General features: G+C 38.6%; 25 protein-coding genes and 1 riboswitch. Of the genes, 5 read left to right on the top strand and 20 right to left on the bottom strand.

Annotated elements, in window-relative coordinates; all coding sequences use genetic code 11:
• Positions 1-90: 90 nt before the first annotated feature.
• The 4 genes from N782_RS16220 to N782_RS16205 form a co-directional block, all read right to left on the bottom strand.
• Positions 91-1,632 carry a fatty acid--CoA ligase family protein gene (locus tag N782_RS16220; protein WP_036822571.1) on the bottom strand — a complete coding sequence of 514 codons (1,542 nt, stop codon included), beginning with the start codon at positions 1,630-1,632 and terminating at the stop codon, positions 91-93.
• 489 nt (positions 1,633-2,121) lie between these two features.
• Complete coding sequence (locus tag N782_RS16215; protein ID WP_036822568.1) at positions 2,122-3,483, bottom strand: PFL family protein; 1,362 nt, start codon at positions 3,481-3,483, stop codon at positions 2,122-2,124.
• Between the two features lie 15 nt (positions 3,484-3,498).
• Positions 3,499-3,774, bottom strand: coding sequence for an ACT domain-containing protein (locus N782_RS16210; RefSeq protein WP_036822565.1), 276 nt, complete (start codon positions 3,772-3,774; stop codon positions 3,499-3,501).
• Between the two features lie 153 nt (positions 3,775-3,927).
• Positions 3,928-4,003, bottom strand: a riboswitch (glycine riboswitch).
• 357 nt (positions 4,004-4,360) lie between these two features.
• Positions 4,361-5,656 (bottom strand): MFS transporter, encoded by a 1,296-nt coding sequence (locus N782_RS16205; protein WP_036822561.1) that lies wholly within the window; start codon positions 5,654-5,656, stop codon positions 4,361-4,363.
• Positions 5,657-5,762: 106 nt separating this feature from the next.
• Between N782_RS16205 and N782_RS20795 the strand changes: the two genes are divergently transcribed.
• On the top strand, positions 5,763-6,290 hold the full coding sequence (locus N782_RS20795) for a winged helix-turn-helix domain-containing protein (protein ID WP_052111394.1): 528 nt from the start codon (positions 5,763-5,765) through the stop codon (positions 6,288-6,290).
• Between the two features lie 127 nt (positions 6,291-6,417).
• Here N782_RS20795 and N782_RS16195 read toward each other — a convergent pair whose 3' ends face one another.
• The 4 genes from N782_RS16195 to N782_RS16180 form a co-directional block, all read right to left on the bottom strand.
• Positions 6,418-7,203, bottom strand: coding sequence for a metallophosphoesterase (locus tag N782_RS16195; protein WP_052111393.1), 786 nt, complete (start codon positions 7,201-7,203; stop codon positions 6,418-6,420).
• Between the two features lie 66 nt (positions 7,204-7,269).
• Positions 7,270-8,106 (bottom strand): SDR family oxidoreductase, encoded by an 837-nt coding sequence (locus N782_RS16190; protein ID WP_036822558.1) that lies wholly within the window; start codon positions 8,104-8,106, stop codon positions 7,270-7,272.
• A gap of 216 nt (positions 8,107-8,322) precedes the next feature.
• Positions 8,323-9,327 carry a lipoate--protein ligase gene (locus tag N782_RS16185; RefSeq protein ID WP_036822579.1) on the bottom strand — a complete coding sequence of 335 codons (1,005 nt, stop codon included), beginning with the start codon at positions 9,325-9,327 and terminating at the stop codon, positions 8,323-8,325.
• A 98-nt stretch (positions 9,328-9,425) separates the two neighbouring features.
• Positions 9,426-10,160, bottom strand: a complete 735-nt coding sequence (locus N782_RS16180; protein ID WP_036822555.1) for an MBL fold metallo-hydrolase — start codon at positions 10,158-10,160, stop codon at positions 9,426-9,428.
• A gap of 182 nt (positions 10,161-10,342) precedes the next feature.
• On the opposite strand from N782_RS16180, the gene yhfH reads away from it, so the two are divergent.
• Positions 10,343-10,471: a protein YhfH gene (gene yhfH, locus N782_RS21135; RefSeq protein ID WP_202595704.1), complete on the top strand. Its 129-nt coding sequence runs from the start codon at positions 10,343-10,345 to the stop codon at positions 10,469-10,471.
• Between the two features lie 254 nt (positions 10,472-10,725).
• On the opposite strand, the gene N782_RS16175 is transcribed toward yhfH, so the two are convergent.
• From N782_RS16175 to N782_RS16155, 5 genes are all read right to left on the bottom strand, one after another.
• Positions 10,726-11,739, bottom strand: a complete 1,014-nt coding sequence (locus N782_RS16175) for a LacI family DNA-binding transcriptional regulator (RefSeq protein WP_036822552.1) — start codon at positions 11,737-11,739, stop codon at positions 10,726-10,728.
• A 312-nt stretch (positions 11,740-12,051) separates the two neighbouring features.
• Positions 12,052-13,452: a protoporphyrinogen oxidase gene (gene hemY / locus N782_RS16170; protein ID WP_036822550.1), complete on the bottom strand. Its 1,401-nt coding sequence runs from the start codon at positions 13,450-13,452 to the stop codon at positions 12,052-12,054.
• 9 nt (positions 13,453-13,461) lie between these two features.
• Entirely contained in the window at positions 13,462-14,394 is a 933-nt protein-coding gene (gene hemH, locus N782_RS16165; RefSeq protein WP_036822547.1) for a ferrochelatase, read from the bottom strand.
• Between the two features lie 33 nt (positions 14,395-14,427).
• Complete coding sequence (gene hemE / locus N782_RS16160; RefSeq protein ID WP_036822544.1) at positions 14,428-15,462, bottom strand: uroporphyrinogen decarboxylase; 1,035 nt, start codon at positions 15,460-15,462, stop codon at positions 14,428-14,430.
• Positions 15,463-15,850: 388 nt separating this feature from the next.
• Positions 15,851-18,022 (bottom strand): transglycosylase domain-containing protein, encoded by a 2,172-nt coding sequence (locus tag N782_RS16155; RefSeq protein WP_052111392.1) that lies wholly within the window; start codon positions 18,020-18,022, stop codon positions 15,851-15,853.
• Between the two features lie 147 nt (positions 18,023-18,169).
• On the opposite strand from N782_RS16155, the gene N782_RS16150 reads away from it, so the two are divergent.
• Positions 18,170-18,667, top strand: coding sequence for an antibiotic biosynthesis monooxygenase family protein (locus N782_RS16150; protein WP_036822541.1), 498 nt, complete (start codon positions 18,170-18,172; stop codon positions 18,665-18,667).
• A gap of 299 nt (positions 18,668-18,966) precedes the next feature.
• Here N782_RS16150 and N782_RS16145 read toward each other — a convergent pair whose 3' ends face one another.
• The 3 genes from N782_RS16145 to N782_RS16135 all read right to left on the bottom strand — a co-directional run bounded on the left by N782_RS16145 (position 18,967) and on the right by N782_RS16135 (position 20,841).
• The gene (locus N782_RS16145) at positions 18,967-19,320 is read right to left on the bottom strand and encodes a VOC family protein (protein WP_036822538.1); all 354 of its coding nucleotides are present in this window, start codon (positions 19,318-19,320) and stop codon (positions 18,967-18,969) included.
• 70 nt (positions 19,321-19,390) lie between these two features.
• Positions 19,391-19,969: a DUF2628 domain-containing protein gene (locus N782_RS16140; protein ID WP_036822536.1), complete on the bottom strand. Its 579-nt coding sequence runs from the start codon at positions 19,967-19,969 to the stop codon at positions 19,391-19,393.
• A 449-nt stretch (positions 19,970-20,418) separates the two neighbouring features.
• Complete coding sequence (locus tag N782_RS16135; RefSeq protein ID WP_036822534.1) at positions 20,419-20,841, bottom strand: disulfide oxidoreductase; 423 nt, start codon at positions 20,839-20,841, stop codon at positions 20,419-20,421.
• Between the two features lie 191 nt (positions 20,842-21,032).
• On the opposite strand from N782_RS16135, the gene N782_RS16130 reads away from it, so the two are divergent.
• On the top strand, positions 21,033-21,272 hold the full coding sequence (locus N782_RS16130; protein WP_036822530.1) for a DUF3951 domain-containing protein: 240 nt from the start codon (positions 21,033-21,035) through the stop codon (positions 21,270-21,272).
• A 133-nt stretch (positions 21,273-21,405) separates the two neighbouring features.
• Here the strand turns inward: N782_RS16130 and N782_RS16125 are convergent, their stop codons facing one another.
• From N782_RS16125 to N782_RS16110, 4 genes are all read right to left on the bottom strand, one after another.
• The gene (locus N782_RS16125) at positions 21,406-22,050 is read right to left on the bottom strand and encodes a response regulator (protein WP_036822528.1); all 645 of its coding nucleotides are present in this window, start codon (positions 22,048-22,050) and stop codon (positions 21,406-21,408) included.
• Positions 22,043-23,095, bottom strand: coding sequence for a sensor histidine kinase (locus tag N782_RS16120; RefSeq protein ID WP_036822525.1), 1,053 nt, complete (start codon positions 23,093-23,095; stop codon positions 22,043-22,045). The genes N782_RS16125 and N782_RS16120 overlap by 8 nt, the downstream gene beginning before the upstream one ends.
• A 9-nt stretch (positions 23,096-23,104) precedes the next feature.
• Entirely contained in the window at positions 23,105-23,878 is a 774-nt protein-coding gene (gene liaF / locus N782_RS16115) for a cell wall-active antibiotics response protein LiaF (RefSeq protein ID WP_036822522.1), read from the bottom strand.
• Positions 23,879-24,023: 145 nt separating this feature from the next.
• Positions 24,024-24,692 carry a phosphatase PAP2 family protein gene (locus N782_RS16110; protein ID WP_036822519.1) on the bottom strand — a complete coding sequence of 223 codons (669 nt, stop codon included), beginning with the start codon at positions 24,690-24,692 and terminating at the stop codon, positions 24,024-24,026.
• A gap of 111 nt (positions 24,693-24,803) precedes the next feature.
• Between N782_RS16110 and N782_RS16105 the strand changes: the two genes are divergently transcribed.
• Positions 24,804-25,238 (top strand): ferritin-like domain-containing protein, encoded by a 435-nt coding sequence (locus N782_RS16105; protein ID WP_036822518.1) that lies wholly within the window; start codon positions 24,804-24,806, stop codon positions 25,236-25,238.
• Positions 25,239-25,293 lie beyond the last annotated feature (55 nt).

The following is a 25,293-nucleotide window of genomic DNA, read 5'->3' as shown; positions in this document are numbered from 1 at the left end:
GCGCTGGAGCTAGACACATAAGCGTCAGAAATTTATGCTTTCTTTACTTTCAAAAAAAGATGCCCTATTTTAGGACATCCTTTTACTCTATTAATACGTAACACGTTGGCGTAAGCTCTTTCTTAAAATTTTACCGGTCGTATTCTTTGGCAATTCATCCAAAAAGTCGATGGAGGTTGGAAGCTTGTACTTAGCAAGGTGACGTGCACAGTAATCCACCAGTTCTTGCTCTGTAACAGCGGAAGCTTCATTTAGTACAACAAAGGCTTGTACCGCTTCTCCCAAATTAGGATCGGGTGTTCCAATCACTGCTACTTCTGTAATATTTGGATGCTTGTATAACACTTCTTCTACTTCTCGTGGATAAACGTTATATCCTCCTACTAGAATCATATCTTTCTTTCGATCGACAATATAGAAATATCCTTCCTCATCAACCTGAGCCATATCTCCTGTATAGAGCCATCCATCACGCAAAGCTACAGCAGTTTCTTCATCAAGTTTATAGTAGCCCTTCATCACATTTGGTCCACGAACGACTAACTCCCCAACCTCACCTGGAGGCAACTCTTCTCCCAGCTCATCCACAACTCGATTTTCAACATTCCATATGCTCTGTCCTATTGAACCTGCTTTACGTGGGCGATCTAGTGGGTTAAAACATGTTACTGGTGAAGCTTCTGATAATCCGTAACCCTCGGACACCATGACATTAAAAGTATTCTCAAATTCTTTTAATAGAGCTACCGGCATCGACGCACCGCCTGAGATACATAGACGAACGCTATGAAAATCTTCTGTATGACCTTCACTGGATTGTAAGAGGTAGTTATACATAGTAGGTACACCTGCAAATACAGTAGCTTGCCATTTACTTGCCACACGGAACGTCTCTTGTGGAGAGAATTTCGGTACGATGATCACTGTTCCACCATTCATCAACGGTGCGTTCAATGAAACCGTTAGACAGAAAACATGGAACATCGGTAACGCTGCAATGACCTTATCGTTCGTATCGTACTGTAAGTAGTCCGCTACATCTTTCGCATTGGAATAAATATTCTTATGTGAAAGCATTGCGCCTTTTGGTGCCCCTGTAGTTCCTGAAGTATATAAAATAACCGCTATATCCTCTTCATCGATAGTAGGACGATCAAATTGAAGCGAACCTTCCTTCACAAGACTTGTAAACGATTTCATTTTATCGCTTAATTTACTATTCTGCCAGTCCGCGTCTGGGCTTGTCTCAGCAATAATATAGTGTTCAATTAAAGGTAAGTCATGTGCCATTTGCTCAAACGTCTCAACAAATAAATCCATCGTAATAACAGCTTTTACGTCACCATTCTTCAAAATATAACTCATCTCGTCTGCAGTATAGATTGGATTGATTGGAATAACCGTTAGTCCTAAGCGCAGTGCGCCATACAATCCAATGATAAAGTAAGGGCTATTGCCTGTAACAAGTGCAATATGATCTCCCTTTTCATAGCCAAGCTCTCTCAAACTAGCAGCAAACTTGGTAATGGAACCTTCTAGCTCTTGATAGCTTGTCTCTTGATCCTGAAAAACATAAGCCGTCTTGGTGGGATTCTCTCTTGTGGTGATCGACAACTGATCACTTAAATTCATGAACATGTTCCCCCTAATTGTGAATGAATAGTCATTCATTTCTGAGTTAAATTCATATTTATTATAAAATACTGACAACTTTCTAGCAAGCTATTCGTGTGAAGCGTTTTCAATTTATGTTTTTTCTTTCCTTATTCTGGCTTGGGATTGCTTTTTGCTTTTTTCCTCCTACTTTTGCTCGCTTCTGGTTACTTTTTGCTCTCTTCCAACCTACTTATGCTCGCTTCAGATTACTTTTTGCTCTCTTCCAACCCACTTATGCTCGCTTCGATTCGCTTTTTGCTCTCTCCCATCCCTCTTATGCTCGCTTCAGATTGCCTTTTGCTCTCTTCCAACCCTCTTATGCTCGCTTCATACTCTGATTTGCCCCAATGTCCTTCTCATTCAAGCGTATTAACTCTATTCCTTGTCTCTTTTTTTCTCTAAAAAAATCGCATGTGCATTCCTATTCAGAATACACATGCGATTCCCTTAAGACATCATTCATTTTTAATTAATCAATGATTGCAATGGAGCCGGAATTCTTCCACCTCTGTTCACAAATCCTTCAGAACTGAACGGATTGACTGCCATTACAGGTGCTCGGCCTAATAGACCTCCGAACTCAACCATTGCTCCTTCTTCTTTATCGGGTACTGGGATTACTCGTACTGCAGTTGTTTTCTTGTTGATCATCCCTATGGCTGCTTCGTCTGCGATAATTCCTGACAAGGTTTCTGCTGATGCTTCTCCAGATAAAGCGATCATATCAAGTCCAACGGAGCATACGCATGTCATCGCTTCAAGCTTTGGTAATGTAAGCGAGCCATCGTTTACTCCTTGAATCATGCCGTTGTCCTCACTGACTGGAATAAAGGCACCGCTTAATCCACCAACATATGAACTTGCCATAGCTCCACCTTTTTTCACAGCATCATTCATAAGTGCCAATGCGGCAATTGTACCGTGTGTTCCAACACGTTCTACACCGATTTCTTCCAAAATTTCTGCTACGCTATCATTCAGTGCGTTTGTTGGTGCTAGGGATAAATCTAAAATACCAAACGGTACATCGAGTTGATCCGCAACGGCTCTTCCTACTAATTCACCAGCACGTGTAATTTTAAAGACGGTCTTTTTAATCACTTGAGACACTTCACCTAAGTCTGCTTCTGGGTGTTTTTTCAACGCGTTTAATACAACGCCTGGGCCACTTACACCTACATTAAGGACGGCATCTCCTTCACCTGTACCATGGAAAGCCCCTGCCATAAATGGATTGTCTTCCACTGGATTTGAGAACACGACTAACTTCGCACATGCGATGCCGTCCTGGTCTCTTGTATTCTCAGAAGCTTCTTTAATAATCGTCCCCATTTGTTTTACGACATCCATGTTAATACCTGTTCTTGTCGTGGCGACAGAAATCGATGCACATACGCGATCTGTTACAGTTAATGCCTCTGCTAGAGAATCTAGTAATACTTGATCGCCTTTCGTTACTCCTTTATGAACAAGAGCTGAATAGCCACCGATAAAATCAACACCTATATCCGCTGCTGCTTTATCTAGTGTCTTTGCAAGTTCTATCGCCTGTTCTCTAGTTGCATTGCCTAGTAATTCGGAAATGGGGGTAACTGCAATTCGTTTATTGATAATCGGTACACCATATTCTTTTTCCACCTGTTCAGCATAAGGCTTTAGGTTCTTGGCGTAGTTTACAATTTTGTTATAGACACGAGTCTGCATAGCTGGAAAATCTGCATCCGCACAATCCTTGAGATCGATTCCAATGGTAACCGTGCGAATATCTAAGTTTTCCATTTGTACCATACGTACCGTTTCTGTTATCTCATCTAATCCGATATTCATCGTGAATCGCCCTCCTTAAATTCGATGCATGGCTTGAAAAACTTCTTCAAGCTGTAGATTAATTTTCACACCTAAATTTTCACCAATCTCATTTAAGGTTTGGCGAACGGAATCAAGATCCTCAATTTGCGTTACGTCCACAATCATCATCATCGTAAAGAAGTCCTCAACAATTGTCTGATTAATATCTAAAACGTTTATCTGTTTTTCAGATAAAACAGTTGTTACCTTTGCTATTATTCCTACCTGGTCTTTACCAAGGACACTGACTACTGCGCGTCTATTTTCCATGTTGTGTCACCTCATCTATTTGATTTGTTCTATTATGCTTTGCCACATTTTTAGATCTGTCCCACCGGCCGTCGACATAAAAAAAGATTGGAATCCATACATCCAATCTCATTCAGGCAGTCAGTAAACATACTAACCTTTTTGAGTTAGTACACTTAACATCCTGTCCGGTTGCCTGAGATTGTGAACCCTTCGGCGCCGCATAAGCGGTCTCTCCAGAATTTGCTCCTGTTATAGTGTCACCCATAACACTCGTTGCATATATGCAGTTGCGATAAAGGTTATGGTATCAGGCTTCTATGTAATGGTCAATATAGAAAACTTACCAGTACTTTTCTTTCTATTAAACTAAAACTCTATAAGATAGAAAAACATAAGCCCTAAGCACCCGTTGTAGCAATATTGGTGCGTAGATTAGGTAGATCGCTCCTATTTTTCAATTGTTGATCCTAATTTCAGGATCTCGCTCCTATATCTTAAAAGTCGCTCCTGTTTTTACTTTTTTGCTCTGAAATCACAGAAAGTCGCTCCAGAGAAACACAACACCTAGCCTCTCTGTACGAAAAACTAGGTATCGTATCAATCATTAGTAACTATTTAGAGGCTGTTCTCTTAAAACAGGTTGCTTCTCTTCATTGTCCTCTAGCTTTAAATCTTCTTTACTTATTTGCTCAGGATTTGTAAGGGTTCTTAGATTTTTATTAATAAGCCAATACAATGTTGTAAGTAAAAATCCTATACCTCCTGCAGCCATCATAACTTCACTTCCGTAAATAGATGCTAGTCCCCCACCCAAAAGTGAGCCAAGTGGCAGTAAAGCAGCAGGAATACTAGAATACCAAGAGAAAACTCTTCCTATCTTATCTTCTGGTATTAACCGTTGTAGGGTTGAAGTGAGCACAACATTGGTTATCCCTACCGGTATAAAAGCTAAACCGAAAAAGATTACAGACAAGATAGGAACGGTTGCAGCGAACCCATATGATATGTACCAACATATCCCTGCCACAAAGAACATCCCAATGTTTAGCCAACCCATAGGAATTTTCGTAACATAGTTTGCTAGTACAGATCCGATTAGAACACAGATAGACATTGCCGCTAAAAAGTATCCATAATATCTTTCTCCTCCCACATAATTAGCATAGACTGGCATAATTGCTGTCACCATTCCAAATAGGAAATTAGCTATTACATCAGGTACTAGTATTTTAGGAATGAGAGAGCCCATTACAAAATCTTTACCTTCTACTAACTCTTGAAGATAGGATTTGGCATTCTCTTTTACGTGTATGTCTTCTTGCTCCTTTTTCTCTTTTGGTAGAGAAATAAATGTAAATAGAATGGTAGCAATCATAAATGTAACGGAGTTAATCGTATATACATGAACGGCCCCTATCATCGTGATCAACAATCCTGCTGCTCCCATAAATACAATATCTGTCCCCTGGTAAGCAAACGCCATTAAAGAATTTCCCGACACTAATTGGCTTTCCGGCAGCAGTTTTGGAATCGTTGCATTTTGAGCAGGGAACGAAAGTTGTTCAATGGAAGCTACAACAAACATCGTCACGATTACAATCCAAACATTTAAAACACCAAAATAATGACCAACTGGAATGACCAACAATAAAACAGCCTGAATCCATTGTGTATGTACTAAGATAGGTTTAAGAGGCCACTTATCTACTAACGGTCCTAACAAAAACTCAAACATCGTCGGAAGCATGACGACTGCACCAGCCAGTCCTGTATAAAATGAACTACCAGAAAGCTCAAACACTAACCACATTGCTGCAATAGCGTACAAGCTATCACCAATATTGGAAACGAACCGACCTGATACTAAAGCTAGGAAATGACGATTTTTCAATGCATTCATAATTAAAATCTCCCTTTCGTTAAAATATATTTTATCGATTTATTAAATTTTACCATTTGATATTTTTTTGTCAATAATATATTCTTTATTGTAAGGAGTGAATGCAATGGAGAATAAAAAAATTGCTGAGTTGGGCAAATTACTTTTCGATACAAAGACCATTCGAATTTTAGAAACAATAAAAGATCAAGCCTTAACAACAAAAGAAATCGCTGCTTCTTTAAATGAAAAAACCTCGAATTTATACTATCCCATTAAAAAATTACACGAAGCTGAATTAATCTTTGTAGAAAAAGAAGAACGAGTAAAAAATATCATTGAAAAAAGATATCGGAGTAGCACTAGTATGGAAGAAGACACGTTATCGATTGAGGGTGATTTTCTTAAGAATAACTACGAAGATTTAGTGAAATGGGTCATGCTAGAGGTAAACAAATCTCTCTCGAACCTAGCTGAGGATGTATCTAATGATTCAGAATATGGTACAGCCGAATTCAGCATGGTGGAAAAGAAGCTGAGTTATGAAAACTGGAAGCAGTTAAATGAATATATTAGAGAGTATATTGACAATCACGAAGAAGACGATGAGGATGGAAATGTATATAAATTCTTTATATCCTCTTATAAAGAATAGAGTTATCTAAAAAAACTGCTCATCCCTTTTTAATTGGGATGAGCAGTTTTTTAAATCATTTTATCTGTATGCAAGTCTAGCATTAATATTTCTACCACTGAGGTGGACAAAGCGTGTGTGATTTTCTTTATGATAATTCATGAATCGTAACTTCACTTCGAACCATGAAGCGAATGTTCCATCGTGATTGACCGATTCCTTTTGAAATGTAAAACGTTCCATTTGAATGTACATGCTGGCCTTTATAAATTCCCCTTTTTGCTAATCTTCCCATGTCGGCAACTTTAAATAAAAAAGGGACATTTACTTGTTTTCCATGCAGGTGGCCTGAAACAAGCATCGTATAAGACTCTTTTAAATCATCCACTATGTCAGGGTCATGGGTCAAAACAAGAATATCTTTATTAAGAGGATTGGAAAATTGGAAACTCCGCTTTATATCATGGCGCCCTTGGCAGAAGTCATCAATTCCTACAATAAATAAATCTTCTTTTTCTACATACTCATTTTTTAACAAATGAACCTGATACTTACGTAAAACATCTTCCAGTTTATGAACCTCTTCAATATATCGATCATGATTACCTAGTACAGCATACGTTTCTACACCTGTTTGCTGTATCATGGTTAAGAAGCGCTCTAGCTTAGGGAATTCTTTTTCATTTTTATCAATAAAGTCCCCTGTTAAAAACACATAATCAGGCTGTTCATCTTCAATCAGTTGTTTAAGTGTTGTGATAGGTACACGTAAATGCTTAATATGAAGATCACTGATTTGAATAACCTTCTTTTTTGCCTTACTATCCCACTTCACACGCTCTACCTTCAACCATCTAGTAGGAAGTAGAAACAATACATCCCATACGATGGCCACAGCTAATACGCTTATAATAATAATTAATACAATCTCCAAATTGATTCACCTACTGATTATTTTAACTGTATATAATATTCTATAAAACTATCTTGAAAATAGAAGCTATAATCCTACTTCTTTTTCGCTCCATTCCCAAAACGTTTTTGCCAGTTGCTCATCATTTGCCATATTGGTAATAGGGGCAATGGATTCATTATAGTAATAGTCGCCACTCTGTCCTTCTACTTCAGGGCTAGTTGCTAAATAAATAGCAGTACTTGCTCCCTTTTCAGGTGAACGAAAGAATGGGCTTAAAAAAATCATGACACGCTTACCAAAGCCTGTATTTCTATTCACACCTAGACTAGTAGCTACCGCACCAGGATGAACAGCATTAACCGTAACACTACTATTCTTAAGTCTTCTTGCTAGCTCTTTCGTAAACAACACATTTGCAAGTTTTGATTGACCGTACGCTTTCATAACATTGTAGCTATTGGTTAAATGAGGGTCATCAAAATGAATTTTCCCCCACTTATGCGCTCCAGATGACACAACAACAATTCGACCAGCTTCTGCATGCTGTAAGGACTCTATCAGTAAATTTGTTAACAAGAAGTGTCCTAGATGATTCACTCCTAGTTGTGCTTCGAAACCATCCTTCGTTTCCTCTCGTTTTAAATGAACAACACCTGCATTATTCACAAGAATATCTAATTTGCCATAACGTTGTTTGAAATCACTAGCAAATGATCGAATACTATCCAAGTTCCCTAAGTCACAAATCATTAAATCAATTGCTTCCGATTGGCTATCCTGTTTAGCCACCTCTAGTGCGGCCTGTCCTCTTGCTTCATTTCGACAAGCCATTACAACATGTATTCCTTGTTTAGCTAATTGAGTTGTCGTAGCTAAACCCATACCTGCATTCGCACCTGTTACTATCGCTATTTTATGCATACATTAATCCCCTTTGTAAGAAATGCTCGGGGCGCTTCTATCAACTCCGAGGCTTAAGCAAAGCTTTTGAGTGACGAATTTAGCCACAGAGAGGATTTGCTTAAGACCCTGAGGAAGTAACCGCTGGAGCTAGATATTAGGAAATGCGCAAAAGCCATTTTTATGAAAAAAGAGGCGAAATCATGGTTGATTCCGCCCTGCTTCACACGTTTTTTATTAATAGATTAGAGAAAGAAAATCTTCTCGGGATATACGACCAAGATAATGGGAGATATCCAAGTCTTGAATCGCCTCATCGATAGAGGAACGATCGTAACGTGTTCCAATTAAACGATTTTCAATTTCGCTTACATCTCCTACACCAAAGAAATCACCATAAATTTTCGCATTCTCAATGTTTCCTTTTTTCACATCAAGACGTACGTCTACTGTACCACCATCGAAACGGTGAGAATGTTGAATGTTTGCAGCTGGTGATTTTCCATAGTTCCATTCCCACTTCTGATATCGTTCTTCAGAAAGCTCATGGATTTTCTTCCAGTCCTCTTCTGTTAGCTTATATTGTGGTACTTCTTCAATGGATTGAACATCGAAAATGTAGCGAAGAAGCATGTCCTTGAAAGCCTGCATAGACATACTTTCATCTAATTCATCTGAAATATTTGCTACTCGACTTCGAATCGACTTAATACCTTTTGAGCGGATCTTTTCGGACTTCACACGTAACGCAGATACAACGTTTTCGATTTCAGAATCGAACATCAGTGTACCATGACTAAACATGCGACCTTTCGTTGAGAACTGAGCGTTACCTGATATTTTACGGCCATCTTCTAACTGGACATCATTACGACCAGAAAGCTCTGCCTTCACACCTACTTTTTGAAGAGCGTCTGTAACTGGCTTTGTAAACTTAGCAAAATCATGAAAACTATTGCCATCATCCTTCGTTAAGAAGCTGAAGTTCAAGTTTCCTAAATCATGATATACAGCACCGCCACCAGATAAGCGACGAACAACATGAATCCCATGTTCCTCCACATAATCGGTGTTAATTTCCTCAATAGTGTTTTGATTTTTTCCAATGATAATTGACGGCTCGTTTATATAGAACAGGAGATATGTATTGTTATTGTCTATATCTAAATTTTTCAACACATACTCTTCAATCGCTAGGTTAATTCGTGGATCTGTAATTCCCTCATTATCTACAAATAACATCATAACCAGTTTCCTCCTTCATTTCAGTCAACCTTTTCTTTTCTTATTGTACTTGAAAGACATTATACCTTCAATTCTAATGGTCTCATCGACCCATTTTATTCGGTTTCCCAAGTTAATCCTTCATCACAAAGTCGAACCGTACCATCAAATTTCTTACTGGCCTCATCCTGAAGCTTTGTCACATCTCCAAAGTGGGGTAGGTGGCTAAGCCACAGTTCTTTAACATTTGCTTCCTTAGCAATATGCGCACATTCCGTGCTCGTCATGTGCCCTGGTTTTGACCCATCCATTCCCTCATAAAAATTACTATCGGTAATCAATAAATCAGCACCTTGGCTGAACGGTATAAATGATTCATTGTAACTTGAATCTGCTGTGTACACGACTGTATGTTTTCCATCAGTGATATTCATCGCATAGCATGGTACAGGATGGTTCGTTTTCAGGAATGTTATGGTAAAAGGTCCAATTTCAATGGATTGAGTAGGATCATACTGAATGCCTACTGTAAATTCATGACTTAATGTTTGGAAGGAAGCTTCATCTTCATTGTGACCGTAAATCGGCAATTGTTTATCCGTCTTTGCCAAGATGTTCTGAACCTTCCACGCATACTGCATCACACCAATATCAGCGATATGATCAAAGTGATAATGTGAAATGATAATAGCATTCAAATCCATAACATCCATCTTGGATTGCAATCTAGATAAAGCGCCACTCCCACAATCCACTAATAACGAGAATCCCTCTGATGAAAAAATGTAACTAGACGTAGCTCCATTGGCCGCAGGGTAGCCACCCCAAAATCCATTCACTGTTACTTTCATTGTCCTGCCTCCTATAATTAATTGTTGTAGTATTGATACTGCTATAACGCTTAAATCCTAGTATATCAATGAATTTACAGAAAAATAAAAAAAGTACAAGTTGTTATAATACAAATGGTTGTAATTCCAATTCTGTTGTAATACAATAAATATACACAAACTCATTGGAGGGATTTTCAATTATGATGAACGCTCTTGAATTTTTCAAAAACCTACCGGACAAAAAATGTGCAAAATGCGGAAATGCATATAAGGAACAAGCAGATTGCTACGGCAACCTTTGCGAAAACTGTGATGACCCAGCAAGATAGGCACACTAATTTCTATAGTTCATGTTGCCCCACAGCCTAGACTCTAAACACCTTCTTAGAAAAATCACCACTACACTACACATACAAACAACTCAAAAACTTTCCTTAATGGGCGGATAGCGTAATGCTATCCGCTTTTTACTATTGTATAACAGTTATGTTAAGCGTAGATTTCGTTTGAATTGATCATAAGATAAGAGCAATTGAACTATATAAAAAGTGCCTTTGAAGTAATTACTTCAAAGGCACCGTTATTACATAGGGATTGCCATCGGTTTTGTAGTAGACGTACGCTTTTTTAATGTGTGTGGAAATATATAATCTTCCCGTTTATGTCTTCCTCGTTGTTCAATCTGTTGAATAAGTATTTCTACACATTTTTCCGCCATCTCTACTACCGGTTGTTCAACCGTTGTTATCGATGGGTTCATAAGTTTAGAAATTGTCTGATTATCAAACCCAACTACTGCTAAATCATCCGGAATACTAACCCCGTTATTCATAGCTTCATAGATAATACCAGCAGCCACTTCATCAGATCCTGTAAAAATTCCATCAATAGTTGCATCTTCCTGTTGGATAGATTGGAAGATTTCCCGACCACTCTCTACATCAACAGCTTGATTAAAATCGTCATGCTCCACAAAAGAAACATTATATTGTTGAACCGCTTTCATAAATCCTCTGCGACGAGATAAGGCAATGGAACTATCCATCCCTCCACTTAGAAAAGCAAGCTTTTCACATCCTTGTTCAATTAAATGTGTCGTCGCATCATAGGCTGCTTCTTGTTGATCAATATAGATGATTGAGGTATTAGCTTCCTCAATATTTTCATTACATAACACAATCGGCCCTGAAGGTAAGTATTCTTCTATAGCTGACCATTCGTTATGGACAGAAGTCATAATCATACCATCCACTTGCTTGGTACGTAATAGTTCTAAGTAATCTAGCTCTTTTTGTGAAGAGTAGTGTGTTTGACATATTATAACCTGATATCCCCATTCAGACGCTTTCTTTTCCATCGCTTCAATCATATGACTAAAAAAAGGATTGGTGATGCGGGGTAGCAGAATGGCAATGGTCTCCGTTTTTTGACTACGAAGTCTCCGAGCCGATGAGTTAGGCACATATCCAAGATCCCTCATCGCACCCACTACTCGCTGCCGCTTCTCATCACAAACATAAGGTTGATCATTAATCACCCTTGAAACCGTTGTCCTCGACAAGCCGGCATGCCTTGCAACATCCTCAATAGTTGGCAAAACAAACTCCTCCTGCTCATTAGTAAAATCACGAATTTGAAACCGTTTTCATAGTTAAAATTTTACTAGTCTTTTGGTAATAACGCAATATGAAATTGTGAGTTATGGTGATAGAGAGAGAAGGGCAGCCGATACATATAGGGCTCTTGCTTAATATGCGTGTGTTTCCTCCTGATATGCGTAGCTTTCCTCCTGATATTGGTGTTACGTCAAGAATTCAGACACACTTGACTTTATTTTTTGCACCCAAAAGCCTTTGATCACTAATACAAAAACCCACACTACATAAGTGTGGGTTATCAATCTCGTCCATTATGAATCTAAATATTGCAAAACACGCTGGACTGCTTCTTCGCCTTGATCGATGCAATCTGGTACGCCTAAGCCGTGGTAGGAAGCTCCGGCTAGGTAGACCCCTGGTAGTTCATCTCGCAAGGATTGTTCAATGTGTTCCATACGCTCTTTGTGGCCTATGGTGTATTGAGCTCTTGAGTTTCTCCACCTTGTGATGACAGAGAATTCAGGGGGCTCGGTAATGTTCATAGTCTTGTTAAGGTCATTCAAAACAATTTCTTCTATTTCCTTATCTGATAATGATACGACTTCCTGGTCATCTGGCTTTCCAACATATGCGCGTAGAAGGGCTTTTCCTTCTGGTGTTGTGTGGGGCCATTTTTTATGCGTCCATGTACACGCCGTGATTCGATAGTCACTATTGCGTGATACTAAAAAGCCTGATCCATCAATATCTTTTTGAATAGCGGATTGATCAAATGCTAGTGCAACATTTGCAACAGATGTTGCTGGCATCTCCGCTAATGGGGCCATGAAGTCATACTGGGTGAGCATGCGCTGCGCACGGTAGTGAGGTGTCGTAATGACAACACTATCTGCATATTCCACTTCCCCTGAGCTTAAAAGAAGATGATAGCCTTCTTCTTTTTTCTCAATATGATCAACTGCCGTATTTAACTGTACTGTTCCTTCATCCAATTTCGAATGAACTGCATCTACTAAGGAACTCAATCCCGTATCAAGGGTTCGAAACACACTTGGCTTCTTATCAGACTTTTTCTTCTTGGGAACGGTTTGCTTTAAACCTTTTACAATACTTCCGTGCTTTTGCTCTAGTTCGTAAAAGTTCGGGAAGGTAGCCATTAAGCTTAGCTGATCAATATCACCTGAATAAATACCGGATAGAAGAGGTTCAATTAAGTTATCCACTACCTCATCTCCAAGTCGATACCTGAAAAATTTCCCCAGAGATTGATCTCCATTCGGTTTTGAAGGCTTTTTCACAAAGTCTCCAGCTGCTCTTAGTTTACCTAGTGGTGAAAAAAGGCCTGAGAACAAAAAGGGGCTTACTTGAGTTGGTATTCCCATAAATGAACCATGTGGAATTTCATTGAGTTTTCCTTTTGCTAACACATAAGACTTTCCAGTAGATACCGGAACAATATGGTCTTCCATGCCGACTTCTTCAATCAAACGGAATACACTTTTCTTCCTTGCCAATAAAGAGTCTGGACCTCGTTCAATGGTGAATCCATCTTTTTGCTCGGTATGAATCATGCCTCCCAAGTGATTGCTAGCCTCTATAACTCGCACCTGGTAAGGAAGTCCTTGCTCTTTAATTTGCTTTTGTAGATAGTAGGCGGTAGAAAGTCCGGTTATGCCACCGCCTATGACAACAATGTTTTTTTGGTCTGTCATTGATATCCCCTACTTCTGAGCTTTGTTTAGCACGACATTGGCTAATGTTTGGATGAATAATGGGTGAACATTTGGCATTTCAGGACGATAGTAACTAGCGCCTAATTCATCACAAACAACTTTACACTCATAGTCATTATCGTATAAGACTTCCAAATGATCAGAAACGAAACCAACTGGTGCATAGACAAAAGTACGATACCCTTTTTCATGGTATAGGTCACGTGTTAGGTCCTGCACATCTGGTCCAATCCATGGGTCAGGTGTATTTCCTTCACTTTGCCAGCCAATTTCATAGTTTTGAATCTGCAGTTGATCTGCGATTAATTTTGCAGTTGTTTTTAACTGTTCAGGATACGGATCGCCATCTTGTAAAATCTTCAAAGGCAGGCTGTGGGCGGAAACAACAAGAACGGCATTCTTACGCTCTTCCCCAGACATTTGATCATACACTTTTTGAATGGAATCAGACCAATACTCGATAAAGCCTGGCTCATCGTACCAGCTCTCAACTGAATGAATCGTCGTGACACCTAATTTTTCTGCTTCTTCAATTGCACGACCATTATAGGATTTCACGCTAAATGTAGAATAATGAGGAGCTAGTACAATGGATACCGCTTCTTCAATTCCATCATCAGCCATTTGTTGAACCGCATCTTCAATAAATGGATCAATGTGCTTTAAGCCAATGTATAATTTGAACTCTATATCATCTTGCATTTCGTTTAATTTCGATTGAAGTGCTTCTGCTTGCTCGTCTGTTATTCGTGCCAGAGGAGAAATACCGCCAATTGCGTTGTAACGCTCACGTAAATCCTCTAACGCTTCTGGAGATGGCTTACGACCTTTACGAATATGAGTATAGTACCGCTCTAAATCATCTTCTTTGTATGGTGTGCCATAAGCCATTACTAGTAAGCCCATTGTTTTTTTTGCCATATTTAACACCTCTTCCAAGCTTTTATTAAACGGTTATGATTTTTTTGAATAGTCATGAACGAATTTAGTCAAGCGTTTCAGTGTCTCTGGTTTGACCTCAGGGAAAACGCCATGTCCAAGGTTAAAGACATATCCTGGTTGTTGCATGCCTTGGTCTAGAATTTCTTTTGTACGACTTTCGATCGTATCCCAGTCTGCTAGAAGCACTGCTGGATCAAGGTTTCCTTGTAAAGTTTTCTGGATACCCATCTCTCGTGCTTCTTGAATGGAAGTACGCCAGTCTAAGCCAAGTACATCAATCGGAAGGTCATTCCATTCTTTCGCCAGGTGACCTGCACCAACCCCAAATGTAATAAGCGGAACATTTTCTTCACGAAGTTCTGAGAAAATACGATCCATTACAGGCTTGATGAAGAAGCGATAATCTTGAACATTTAGTGCTCCAACCCAGGAGTCAAAGATTTGAATGGCCTTAGCTCCCGCATGAATTTGAGCACGTACGTAACGGATTGTCATGTCCGCTAGTTTATCCATTAGTAAAAACCACGTCTCTGGCTGACTGTACATCATCGCCTTGGTCTTATTGTAGTTTTTGGAAGGGCCACCCTCAATCATATAGCTTGCAAGTGTAAACGGTGCACCACTAAATCCAATTAAAGGGACATTGAGTTGCTCACGTGTTAGTAAGCGAATCGTGTCTAATACGTACGGCACATCCTCTTCTGGATTAATCTCTCCTAGTTTCTCAACATCCAATTTCGTACGAATCGGGTCATCAATTACTGGTCCTACACCTTTTTTAATCTCAACATCTACCCCGATAGAAGGAAGTGGAGACATGATATCCTTATATAAAATAGCCGCATCTACGTCATACTGTTCAACAGGTAAACGAGTCACGTACGCGCATAATTCCGGCTGATGGGTTATTTCAAATAATGAATACTTCTCTTTCAATGCATTGTATTCAGGTTGGGAACGTCCAGCTTGTCTCATAAACCAAACCGGTACGTGATCTGTCTCCTCGCCTCTAAACGCTTTAAGTATTGTGTCATTAAAAGTTGTCATTGGTTCTCACCTTTCACATCGATCCTAAAATTGCTCTTTTATCAATATAACGATTTATAAACGTTGTGTATAGAGAAATGAGCATATTGTCATGAATTTGCCCTAATTCGATGGGTTGTATTTTTTTATTCCATTACCCATTGTACACATTTATTTCATAAAAAGAAAAGTGCAAGCGCCCGGTTAGCGACGTATGGGCTGGACTGAGCCGTAGGAGATAAAGGCAACACGAAAACGTGCGTGATTCGATGTTAACTTATCGGACGGAGGCGAGGGAAGCACACTAGTCGCTGGGCGCTGGAGCTAGACATGTATGAACAACAACTTATGATTTCTCTTCATTAAATAAAAAGAAGATGCTGATATCAGCACCTTCTTTCGTATATTTTTACCATTCCCATTTCACTTCAACAGCATTAGAAGGCTTCCCTTCTACTTTCGTTAATGGGTTATAAGGGACGACATAGTATGTTTCTTCGTGGAAAACACTAACTCCTTTAACGGTGTATTCCCCTTGTCCTGTTACTTCGTCAATAAAGGAATCGTCTCCTGTTTCTTGACGATAAATACGATACACTACGCGATCGTCTTCTCCAGTAGTCCATTTTAATTTGGCCGTTACAGAAAATGCCCCCACATCAAGATTTCCTTCAAGCGAGTCTATGGTTGGTAATGAAATCGGTTTTTGAAGTTCTTCAACGTTATCTGGCTTCACAAACACTTCTTGCAGCTTATTCGTTTGATCCACTTTTGATAGAATATCCTTCATTAATCTTGTTGGATAAGCACTTCCACCATTCAAATAGTGTTCCTTATCAATTTCATCATACCCCATCCACACTGCCCCTACATACTGAGGTGTGTAGCCTACGAACCATGCATCATTGGTTTTCCCAGGAGCAAATTGATGCTGTGTCGAGCCTGTTTTCCCTGCTAAAGCTTTTTCATACGAACCTTGCTGACCTGTACCATCTTTTACGACAGACTCAAGCATTCTTGTCATATCCCAAGCTGTTTGTGGCTTAAATACTTGCTTGGTTTTCGAACTAGAATGAGAGACTAATTCATCTTCATCATTGTACACTTGTAAAATAGTATGAGGCTCTATTACTTCCCCTTTATGTGCAAAGGTTCGATATGCTTTTACGAGATCAATAGGTGTGACGCCTTCAGATAATCCTCCCAGTGCAATACCCAGACCATTTTCTGATAGGTTCATGTCCATTTTTGATAAATAATTTTTGGAATAATCGATTCCGATTTCATTGAGTAGCCACACTGCTGGAGCGTTTTTCGATTGCATTAATGCTTCATACATCGAAATCGAACCAGCATAACGATTGTCATAGTTTTTTGGTGTGTAATCTCCATAACTCCTCTTTTGATCAACAAGAAGGGAATAGGGTTCATACTCATCTAGTTCAAGAGCTGGTCCATACACAGCTAACGGTTTCATGACAGATCCAGGCTGTTGCTTCACAAAGATACGATTCAAATCACCTTTTTTGTAATCTCTTGCTCCATGTGCAGCGACAATCACACCTGTCTTTTCATCCATGAGTAAAAACGTCCCTTCCACACCAGGCTTAGACCCAGGATAGAATTGATCATTTTGCATAGCGTTATAGGAGATTTCCTGAATATTTTCATCCACTCCTACTACGATACGGTAGCCGCCCTCATACAACTCTTCATCACTTAACTCATATTCATTCTTTGCCTCTTTCACTACCATATCTAAATAGCTGGATAGCCAAGGCTTTTTCTCTGGATTACCTAATTCTAGATTAATAGCTTTTCGCTGTAGCTTTACGGCTTCTTCTGCTGTAAGATAGCCCGTATCGTTCATACGCTGGATAACGATGTTGCGTCGTTCCTTGGCTCGCTCAGGATGCTCTGAGGGATCGTAATAATTTGGCCCCTTCGGTAAAGCTGCCAACAACGCTCCTTCTTCGCGGGTAAGTTTCGTAGCAGGTTTATTGAAAAAATATTGAGAGGCCGTCTCTATCCCGTACAACCCTTCCCCAAAATAAATAGTATTTAAGTAATACTGTAAAATCCGCTCCTTACTCACATTTCGCTCTAAATAAAGAGAAGCCATAATTTCTTTAAATTTCCTTGACCACGTTTTATCATTTGTTAAAAATAAGTTCTTGGCCAACTGTTGGGTAATGGTGCTTCCACCCTCTACCTTTTTCATTGCAATTAAATCTCTATAGATCGCCCGAAGCGTTGCTTTAAAATCAACACCAGCATGATCATAAAAACGACTATCTTCTATTGCAATAAACGAATGTTGTACATGTTGTGGAACTTGATCAATAGGTACGACTATTCGATTTTGCCTATATAATTTTCCTAGTTCTTGTCCTTCTTCATCCACTATTGTCGTCGCCTCATCCAGTACAAACAGACGTTCATCGACAACCTGTTTACCGCCAAATAATAGCCCATAGTACCCTATGATAGATAGAAACATAAGGGCTACGACAAATAGGATTGGCCATTTCCATTTTGTTTCTTTGAACCAATTTATAAATTCTTCTTTTTTCCATTCCATGCTGTTCACCTCTAAAGGAGTCACAATTAATAAATGCTTATTCTATTATACGCTACTCGTCCTAATTTCAGAAATAGTATCGTCACCTCTAGCTTGCTTTTCAAATCCAGACATTGCTAAACTAAGAGTAGGAAAGGGGTTTCTTATATGAATGTATATTTAACAAGTGGAACATATGATTATTTGCGCACAATACAAGAGGACCACCCCGAGCAACCTGTTTTCTTAATGAATGGAGAAGACAACACCGTTGCTTACACAGAAGGGGACAACATTTTTCAAGAACCGCATGTTTATGAGGTAGTCGATCAGGAAGGCACATTCGAACATAGTGGTTACGTTGTAATGAATAACATTCCTGTAACGGACGAAGGACGCCCATTATTTGAAGACCGCTTCAAAAACCGTGCCGGCGCCATTGAAGATTCACCAGGTTTTCAGGCAATTCGCATTTTACGCCCAACCCAAGGCAACACATACACGGTTTTAACACTCTGGAAAGACGTTCAAAGCTTTGAAGATTGGAAGAACTCCCAAGCCTTTGAAAAAGCACACAAAAACTCAGGCCCGCAAAGCGAAGAAAAACCATCTTATGTTGCTGGACCTGCTTACTTAACAAAATATCATGTGATTGGTGAAGAATAATGAAAAAAGGAGCAACTCTCCATAAAGCAAGAGTTGCTCCTTTTCTATTTTATCTTCTCGAACAAACCTTATTACTCAGATAAGATATACCAAATAACAAAAGTCCAAATAGCAACCCAAATACGATAAATGGTAAGAATACTATTAATAAATAAACGAGAGGATCTGGTAGGAGAAAATAAGACAGCAAACTGAACAAGATAATCGAAAAGATAGTAAGTGCTAGTTTGGTTCTTCGTTTCATACTCCTACAAATAGAACATAATAGGATTCCAGAAGTTACTATAAAGTTCTGCCACCTAACACTGACAAACCATTAAATGATTCCCATCAGGATCTTTAAAGTTAAAAAAATGGTCATGCTGAATCTCGGTAAGGATTTCAACTTTCTTATCTTTCATAAATTGATACGCTTCTTGGATGTTTGACGTATTCAAATGAAAGGCAGGCATTTGAAAAGTTTTTTCTTCCGAATAAATTTTACTGTCTAATACAATTCCTGTGCCTTTCATTGGAATTACATAAAGATGACCAAACTGGATTTCCCCATCAGCTGGTACACCTAAAATATCACAATACCAATCTCGCGCTTTTTCAATATTACTTACAGGGATAAAAACAGTTCCGATTTCTGAATGAATAGGACTCGACACTAAAAACCTCCTAGAATTTTACTTAAATACTCTGCATTTTTCATTCTAGGTCTACTTTAGTAATCCTTCTTTATCCAGAAAAAAATACAAAAGCTGACAAAACAGAGTATGCGATTATGACTCCAATACCAAATAGCACACCAAGCCAACTAGGCCCACCAGCTTTAGCAAGATCTTCTTTATACAAAGCACCCTTCTTCTCTTTTAACTTGGCAATCTTTCGTTTGGCTTCCTTATAATAAAGCACATTTCCGAATAACCCTAAACCAAGTGCCGTTCCTAACCCTATAAGGTTGTCATAGTAAATCAATCCTTCTCCTACCCCATACACAATTGCATCCAAAACAAAGAATATCCCTACTATGACCAATAAGGGAGTGTACATTTTTCGGTAAGATACCCACATCAAACTTAAAAAGAGAGCGGCAAAATTTATACTAACCGTACGCACATACCCCTTATCCAGTCCCCATCGATCTCGATAAATATCTGAATTATCTCCAACAAAATATAAAAGAGCCTGTTGTTCAGTCATTTCCCCATCTTTAGGTTCTTCTTCCTCTGACTGTTCCTTATATACAGAACGTCCACAAGCGGGGCAAACCTTTACTCCTTCTTGTAAATACTCACCGCAATATTCACAGTTCATCTTCTAACCACCTTTAATTACTTTTCCTGATAAAAATGGTAACATATGAAAACATAAAGATAATGATTATTTATTAAGAACAAAAGCTTAGGGCACCCGTTTAGCGACACATATGTTGCGACCCACACGATGTGAGTTGGTTCGATGTTGCTGCACGAGGCGGGCCTACGGGAGGTAGGTCAGTTCGATTAAAATCGCTGCATGATGCAGCGATTTTAATCGAACCTCCTTCAACCCAAAACTTCCCCTGATTCCATAGGAGATAAAGGCAACACGATTCGATGTTGACTTATCGTAAGGAGGAGCAGGAAGTTTGCTAGGCGCTGGAGCTGGAAGTGGTCCATTCACTTTTTTTTAGTTCTACAAAAGCGTTGAATTTTATAATACTTAAGACGACAAAAAACACTAAGAGTAATTAGTACTCTTAGTGTTTCTATGCATATATTTCTCTATAATTTTTTTAATTCCTTACGCATCCACATGTGCATAACAAAAATAACCGTAAAAGCGATAAGAGAGAGAAAAGGTATGGTAATAAATCCAAGTAGGTTAATATATTCTCCATCACATGGGACAACTCCACAGCTACTACTCTCGGCATGTAACGCAGGTATTTTTTGAAGACCATAATGGTAGGCTGCTATAACGATGCCTATCCCACTTAAATATAGACCTGCCTGGGCATATCGTAAGTCTTTATGGAACAATGCCAATCCATATAATAGTACTTGTGGATACATAAGAATCCTCTGATACCAGCACTTTTCACAAGGGATGAAATTCAACACTTCTGAAAAGAACAAACTCCCAAATGTTGCGAGGAAAGCTTGAAACCATGTTATAAATAAAAGAATTTCAACTTTTTTCTTCATCACTCAACACCCTATTACATTATATTGATGAGTCTAGTATATCGAACTCTTACGGAACTCGCTATCCTTAAAAAAAAATGAATTTTATTGGAGGGAAATGAAGGGAAGGAAGAAATAACGGAAGAATGTAATAAAGTAACGCCTGTTTCTATAGTAAAGGGGACTTCCCATCCACATTAGGAGGTAATTAAATGAGTGCTAGCATGCTAGGTTTAGCATCCATCATTTTTCCATTTATTATTGTAATATTGGTGATAATCGGTTTTTATAAAGCGTTTGTTAAAAAGAAAGATGTTTCTGCGTATTACACCCCATTCGACGAAATTACTGGTCAAACAGAAGTGACCTTTCATGAAGAACAAGAAGTGGTTAGTGAAGAAGATGAAGATGGGAGAGACGATCAACATAAAAACAAAAAAGACTCTAAGTAATATTTTTAGGAAGAATGACTGACTTACTAGAAGTAAGGACCTGAATAGTTAATAAGAGAAAAGGCAAGGAGGTATTGACACCTCTTTGCCTTTTTCAGATATTATAAACTCTATTCATACGCACAATAAAACCTTACCCTTTTTTGAACAATCCATTCTTATGCGCATACACTGCAGCTTGTGTGCGATCTTGGACAGCTAATTTACTTAAAATATTACTTACATGTGTTTTAACCGTTTTTATTCCAATATATAACTTGTCGCTTATCTCTTGATTGGTTAAACCATCGCCAATACACATCAAAACTTCTAGCTCTCTTCCTGTTAGTTCTTCATGAGGCTTTCTTTCTTGTGAACGAAACCGTGTCATCATTTTATTAGCCACTTTAGGTTCAATGTAGGTTTCTCCCTTTGCAGCCTTTTTTATTGCGTCGGCAATCTGGTCTGCTGAGGAGGTTTTTAGCATGTAACTAAAGGCTCCTGCCTCTAGCGCTGGAAAAACTTTTTCGTCATCATAATAGCTTGTAAGAATTATAATCTTGCAAGTTGGTAGTTCCTTCATAATTTGTTCCGTTGCCTCTATCCCATTGCCATTTTCCATGATTAGATCCATAAGGACGACGTCTGGCTTTTCTTCCAAAACAAGCTTAGCTCCTTGATGACCACTTGAGGCTTCACCTACAATATCTAACTCTTCTTCCGTCATTAAATATGCAATTACCCCTTTTCGAACAACATCATGATCATCCACCACGACAACTCGTATCTGATTACTCATAAGCACGCTCCTCCTGTACCGGAATTCGAATATCAATATATGTGCCTGCATGTGGCTTAGAACGAATAGCAAATGTTCCACCTATTTCTTCACAACGCTCCCGCATCGTCTTTAAACCGTATGACATTTTCTTATCTTGATCTAGTTCGAACCCTTTCCCATTATCTCCAATGTGAAGAAATAATTCTTGATGGCGTATATGTAAAGAAACGGTCACTTCTGTAGCTTCTGAATGTCGTAAAATATTTGATAGAGCTTCCTGTACAATGCGAAATAAATGTTCCTCTGCTCCATCAGATATTCCTACGGCTTCATCCATATCAAGATTAAAATCGATTTGGCACTTTTGTTTAAGTTCTTCAATTAAATTTTGAACACCTTGATGCAACGGTTCACCTGATAGATGAACAGGTCTTAAATGGAGCAATAAAGCCCTCATCTCTGTTTGTGCCTGTAAGGCCATCGACGTAATTTCCTCAAGCTGTTGCTTCGCTTTTGCAGGGTCTTTTTCAAATAAACGCAATGTAGCCTGTGACATCATCGTCAGCGCAAACAACTGCTGACTTACAGCATCATGTAAATCTCTAGCAAGCCTTTGTCGCTCCTCAATCGTTGCAGCTTTATGAGCTGATTTAGCGTACTCAGATTTCTCATCAGCCATTCTCTGCAACGACTTAACCTGACTCTTAAGCTTTTTGGCAAGTTCATTCAATTCTGTACCTATTCGAGATATTTCATCATCAGGGGTTAACCGTATAGAAGAGCCATAATTGCCTTGAGATAATGATGTTATGAGAGTAGAAATCCCTCCTAATCGTTCCTTCATATCGCTACTTGATTGAAATCCTACATATAACGAAACTAAAAATGAAACGAAAACCATGCTCCCTATAAATAGAAAGATAGCTGATGCTGATAACCAGGAAGGTTCATAAGTCACATAGATAGCTAGAAAGAAAGATAACAAGATCATTGTGGTTAAAAATAAAGCATACAAATGGGAACGTATGAATTTATATCGAATGCTATTCAACTTTTTCAACATCTAAATCACCTACACTCTATCTACTTTAATATCACCAATTTTGAAATGAACCTCTAAATCCAACTTCCTTGTAGCATCTTCATATCCAGGTGTTTTAAAATGAATATTACGATTAAGCCCCTCTGATTTCTCATCCAAAACTCTAATATCCCCTGTTTTAATAGTCGCATGAATTCGAAAATCAACGTTCTCGGGTACAATGATTTTCACATCACCAATGACACCAGATATACTGATAGACGTTTCTTGATCCGGTATAAAAGCTTTCGTGAAATCGACATGGTAGTCACCAATGACATTCCATAACTCCATTGATTCCACATTCCAGTTTGGTTGATCAAATCGATGATCTCCTATAGCTACGTTCCGCTTTTTCTTTCCTTTTTTCTTATTATATTCAGCAACATCGTCATCATCATCAGTAGATATATATACTCTTGGTTTCTTTGATGGCGTGAAGAAGCTAATCCCTATATAAATGAATAGCAATGGCCATAAACGCCAGAAATCTAAAAATGCAAATTCAATATATTCAAACCGATCTGCTATCAACAACCCACCAAATATCAGCAGAAATGATCCAAAGCCAAAACCGTCTCTATTTCCTCGAATGGTGTCTATAATAATAAGCAACCCCATACCAAAAATGAAAAATGGATAGCTAAAATAGAAAGCATTCGATATTTCCAGGGAAATAATGTCGAGGTTTGTCAATATCAGAAATGCACCTAAAGCTATAAAGCCGAGTGCGATGATATACGTAAACAGATTATGTTTTTTCATTTGTATCATCCTTTATCCGAAGGGAAAATGATCTATTCTATCTTATTAGATACTTAAGCCATTTCCCCTTTTATTATGAAGGAATTTATCTACTTGATTCCTGTTACTACCTATTATAGTTGAGATACAAACAAGCACACACATGCTACAGGATGTTTTCTTCTCGGTCTCTAGGCGGAGAAAAAAGTCGCAAGGTACTAAGAACTCTGTGTAGAGCTATCCAAACCATTACGAACACGATTCCAAATAGAAAACCTCCTATCACATCTGTGAGATAATGAGCTGATAAGATATAACGAGTGATCCCTATAAAAAAAACAAGGATAAATGTACTAATGCTTATTAGTAATTTGAATGTTTCAGATTGAATATATCGTGTAACAAAATAAGCAGCCAAACTGTAACAAATAACAGCCACCATAGCATGTCCACTCGGAAAACTGTACCCTGCATCGTGAATTGATTCTATACTAGATGGGCGATCTCGTTTAACAATACCTTTAATTGCTTCGTTCAACTCATTTCCGAAATAAACCCCAAGGAACATCATACTTGCTGCTAACCAAGCTCGCTTCACAAGCAAGAAGCCAACTATTAATAAGGTGAACACAATCACAACTCTTCGTGATCCTAGATCAGTTATGTAATGGAAAAGCTTTCCCACCACATCATGAAAAATGACACCTGACCATATATCAAAAGGTAATTGTTCTCCCTTACCAACAAATATTGAAAGCGTCATTGCCAATCCAAGGATGAATAGAAATAAAGATATTGCCACGAGATTAGATTTTTTTCGATAAATTTGACTCATTTCACACCTCCTTCTTTTCTCATTCTATCCTTATTTTAGGAATATGTTTAGATTCTTTTTAGATGGGAATTTTATATATGTGCAAAAAATATTTATTGAGGTGATGAAGAGATGGACGCAAAACTACAAGAACTAATTGATGGATTAAACGAAGACTTAGCACACGAATATGCAGCAAGTATCATGTACACGTACAATGCAGCGACTGTACAAGGACTTTATTATCAAGTACTAAAACCTTTCTTTGAAGGTGAAATTGCTGATGAACAAGGTCACGCACTTTACTTAGCTGAAAAAATCAAAACACTTGGTGGTACTCCTACTACTAAACCAGCAGAAGTTAAGCAACTTACAGATGTTAAAGATATGTTAGAAGAAGCACGACGCGCTGAGAAGGACACAATCCAGCGCTATGAAACACGTAAAGAACAAGCAGAAGCACTAGGTTATACCGAGCTAGTTGTTAAACTAGACGATATGATTGCTGATGAAACAGGTCATATGGAAGAAATGGAACGTCTACTAGCAGACCCACGCCTTTCATAATTTTTGAAGAGACTGGGACAAAACTAGTCTCAGATAATTAAAAAGGTTCCAATCA

The organism is Pontibacillus yanchengensis Y32, assembly GCF_000770635.1.
In the GTDB taxonomy this organism is placed as follows: Bacteria; Bacillota; Bacilli; order Bacillales; family BH030062; genus Pontibacillus; species Pontibacillus yanchengensis.
Note: the sequence above shows the minus strand (reverse complement) of the source record. Positions and strands in the feature narration are given on the sequence as shown.

Coding starts and splice junctions, on each gene's coding strand:
- N782_RS16135 (WP_036822534.1), bottom strand. CDS start 20,841: ATGAAGAAAAAAGTTGAAATTCTTTTATTTATAACATGGTTTCAAGCT.
- hemH (WP_036822547.1), bottom strand. CDS start 14,394: ATGGCAAAAAAAACAATGGGCTTACTAGTAATGGCTTATGGCACACCA.
- hemE (WP_036822544.1), bottom strand. CDS start 15,462: ATGACAACTTTTAATGACACAATACTTAAAGCGTTTAGAGGCGAGGAG.
- N782_RS16155 (WP_052111392.1), bottom strand. CDS start 18,022: ATGGAATGGAAAAAAGAAGAATTTATAAATTGGTTCAAAGAAACAAAA.
- N782_RS16210 (WP_036822565.1), bottom strand. CDS start 3,774: ATGGAAAATAGACGCGCAGTAGTCAGTGTCCTTGGTAAAGACCAGGTA.
- N782_RS16150 (WP_036822541.1), top strand. CDS start 18,170: ATGAATGTATATTTAACAAGTGGAACATATGATTATTTGCGCACAATA.
- N782_RS16215 (WP_036822568.1), bottom strand. CDS start 3,483: ATGAATATCGGATTAGATGAGATAACAGAAACGGTACGTATGGTACAA.
- liaF (WP_036822522.1), bottom strand. CDS start 23,878: ATGAAAAAACATAATCTGTTTACGTATATCATCGCACTCGGCTTTATA.
- N782_RS16140 (WP_036822536.1), bottom strand. CDS start 19,969: ATGAACTGTGAATATTGCGGTGAGTATTTACAAGAAGGAGTAAAGGTT.
- hemY (WP_036822550.1), bottom strand. CDS start 13,452: ATGACAGACCAAAAAAACATTGTTGTCATAGGCGGTGGCATAACCGGA.
- N782_RS16125 (WP_036822528.1), bottom strand. CDS start 22,050: ATGAGTAATCAGATACGAGTTGTCGTGGTGGATGATCATGATGTTGTT.
- yhfH (WP_202595704.1), top strand. CDS start 10,343: ATGATGAACGCTCTTGAATTTTTCAAAAACCTACCGGACAAAAAATGT.
- N782_RS16110 (WP_036822519.1), bottom strand. CDS start 24,692: ATGAGTCAAATTTATCGAAAAAAATCTAATCTCGTGGCAATATCTTTA.
- N782_RS16130 (WP_036822530.1), top strand. CDS start 21,033: ATGAGTGCTAGCATGCTAGGTTTAGCATCCATCATTTTTCCATTTATT.
- N782_RS20795 (WP_052111394.1), top strand. CDS start 5,763: ATGGAGAATAAAAAAATTGCTGAGTTGGGCAAATTACTTTTCGATACA.
- N782_RS16180 (WP_036822555.1), bottom strand. CDS start 10,160: ATGAAAGTAACAGTGAATGGATTTTGGGGTGGCTACCCTGCGGCCAAT.
- N782_RS16105 (WP_036822518.1), top strand. CDS start 24,804: ATGGACGCAAAACTACAAGAACTAATTGATGGATTAAACGAAGACTTA.
- N782_RS16120 (WP_036822525.1), bottom strand. CDS start 23,095: ATGTTGAAAAAGTTGAATAGCATTCGATATAAATTCATACGTTCCCAT.
- N782_RS16185 (WP_036822579.1), bottom strand. CDS start 9,327: ATGTTATTTGTAGATAATGAGGGAATTACAGATCCACGAATTAACCTA.
- N782_RS16220 (WP_036822571.1), bottom strand. CDS start 1,632: ATGAATTTAAGTGATCAGTTGTCGATCACCACAAGAGAGAATCCCACC.
- N782_RS16190 (WP_036822558.1), bottom strand. CDS start 8,106: ATGCATAAAATAGCGATAGTAACAGGTGCGAATGCAGGTATGGGTTTA.
- N782_RS16205 (WP_036822561.1), bottom strand. CDS start 5,656: ATGAATGCATTGAAAAATCGTCATTTCCTAGCTTTAGTATCAGGTCGG.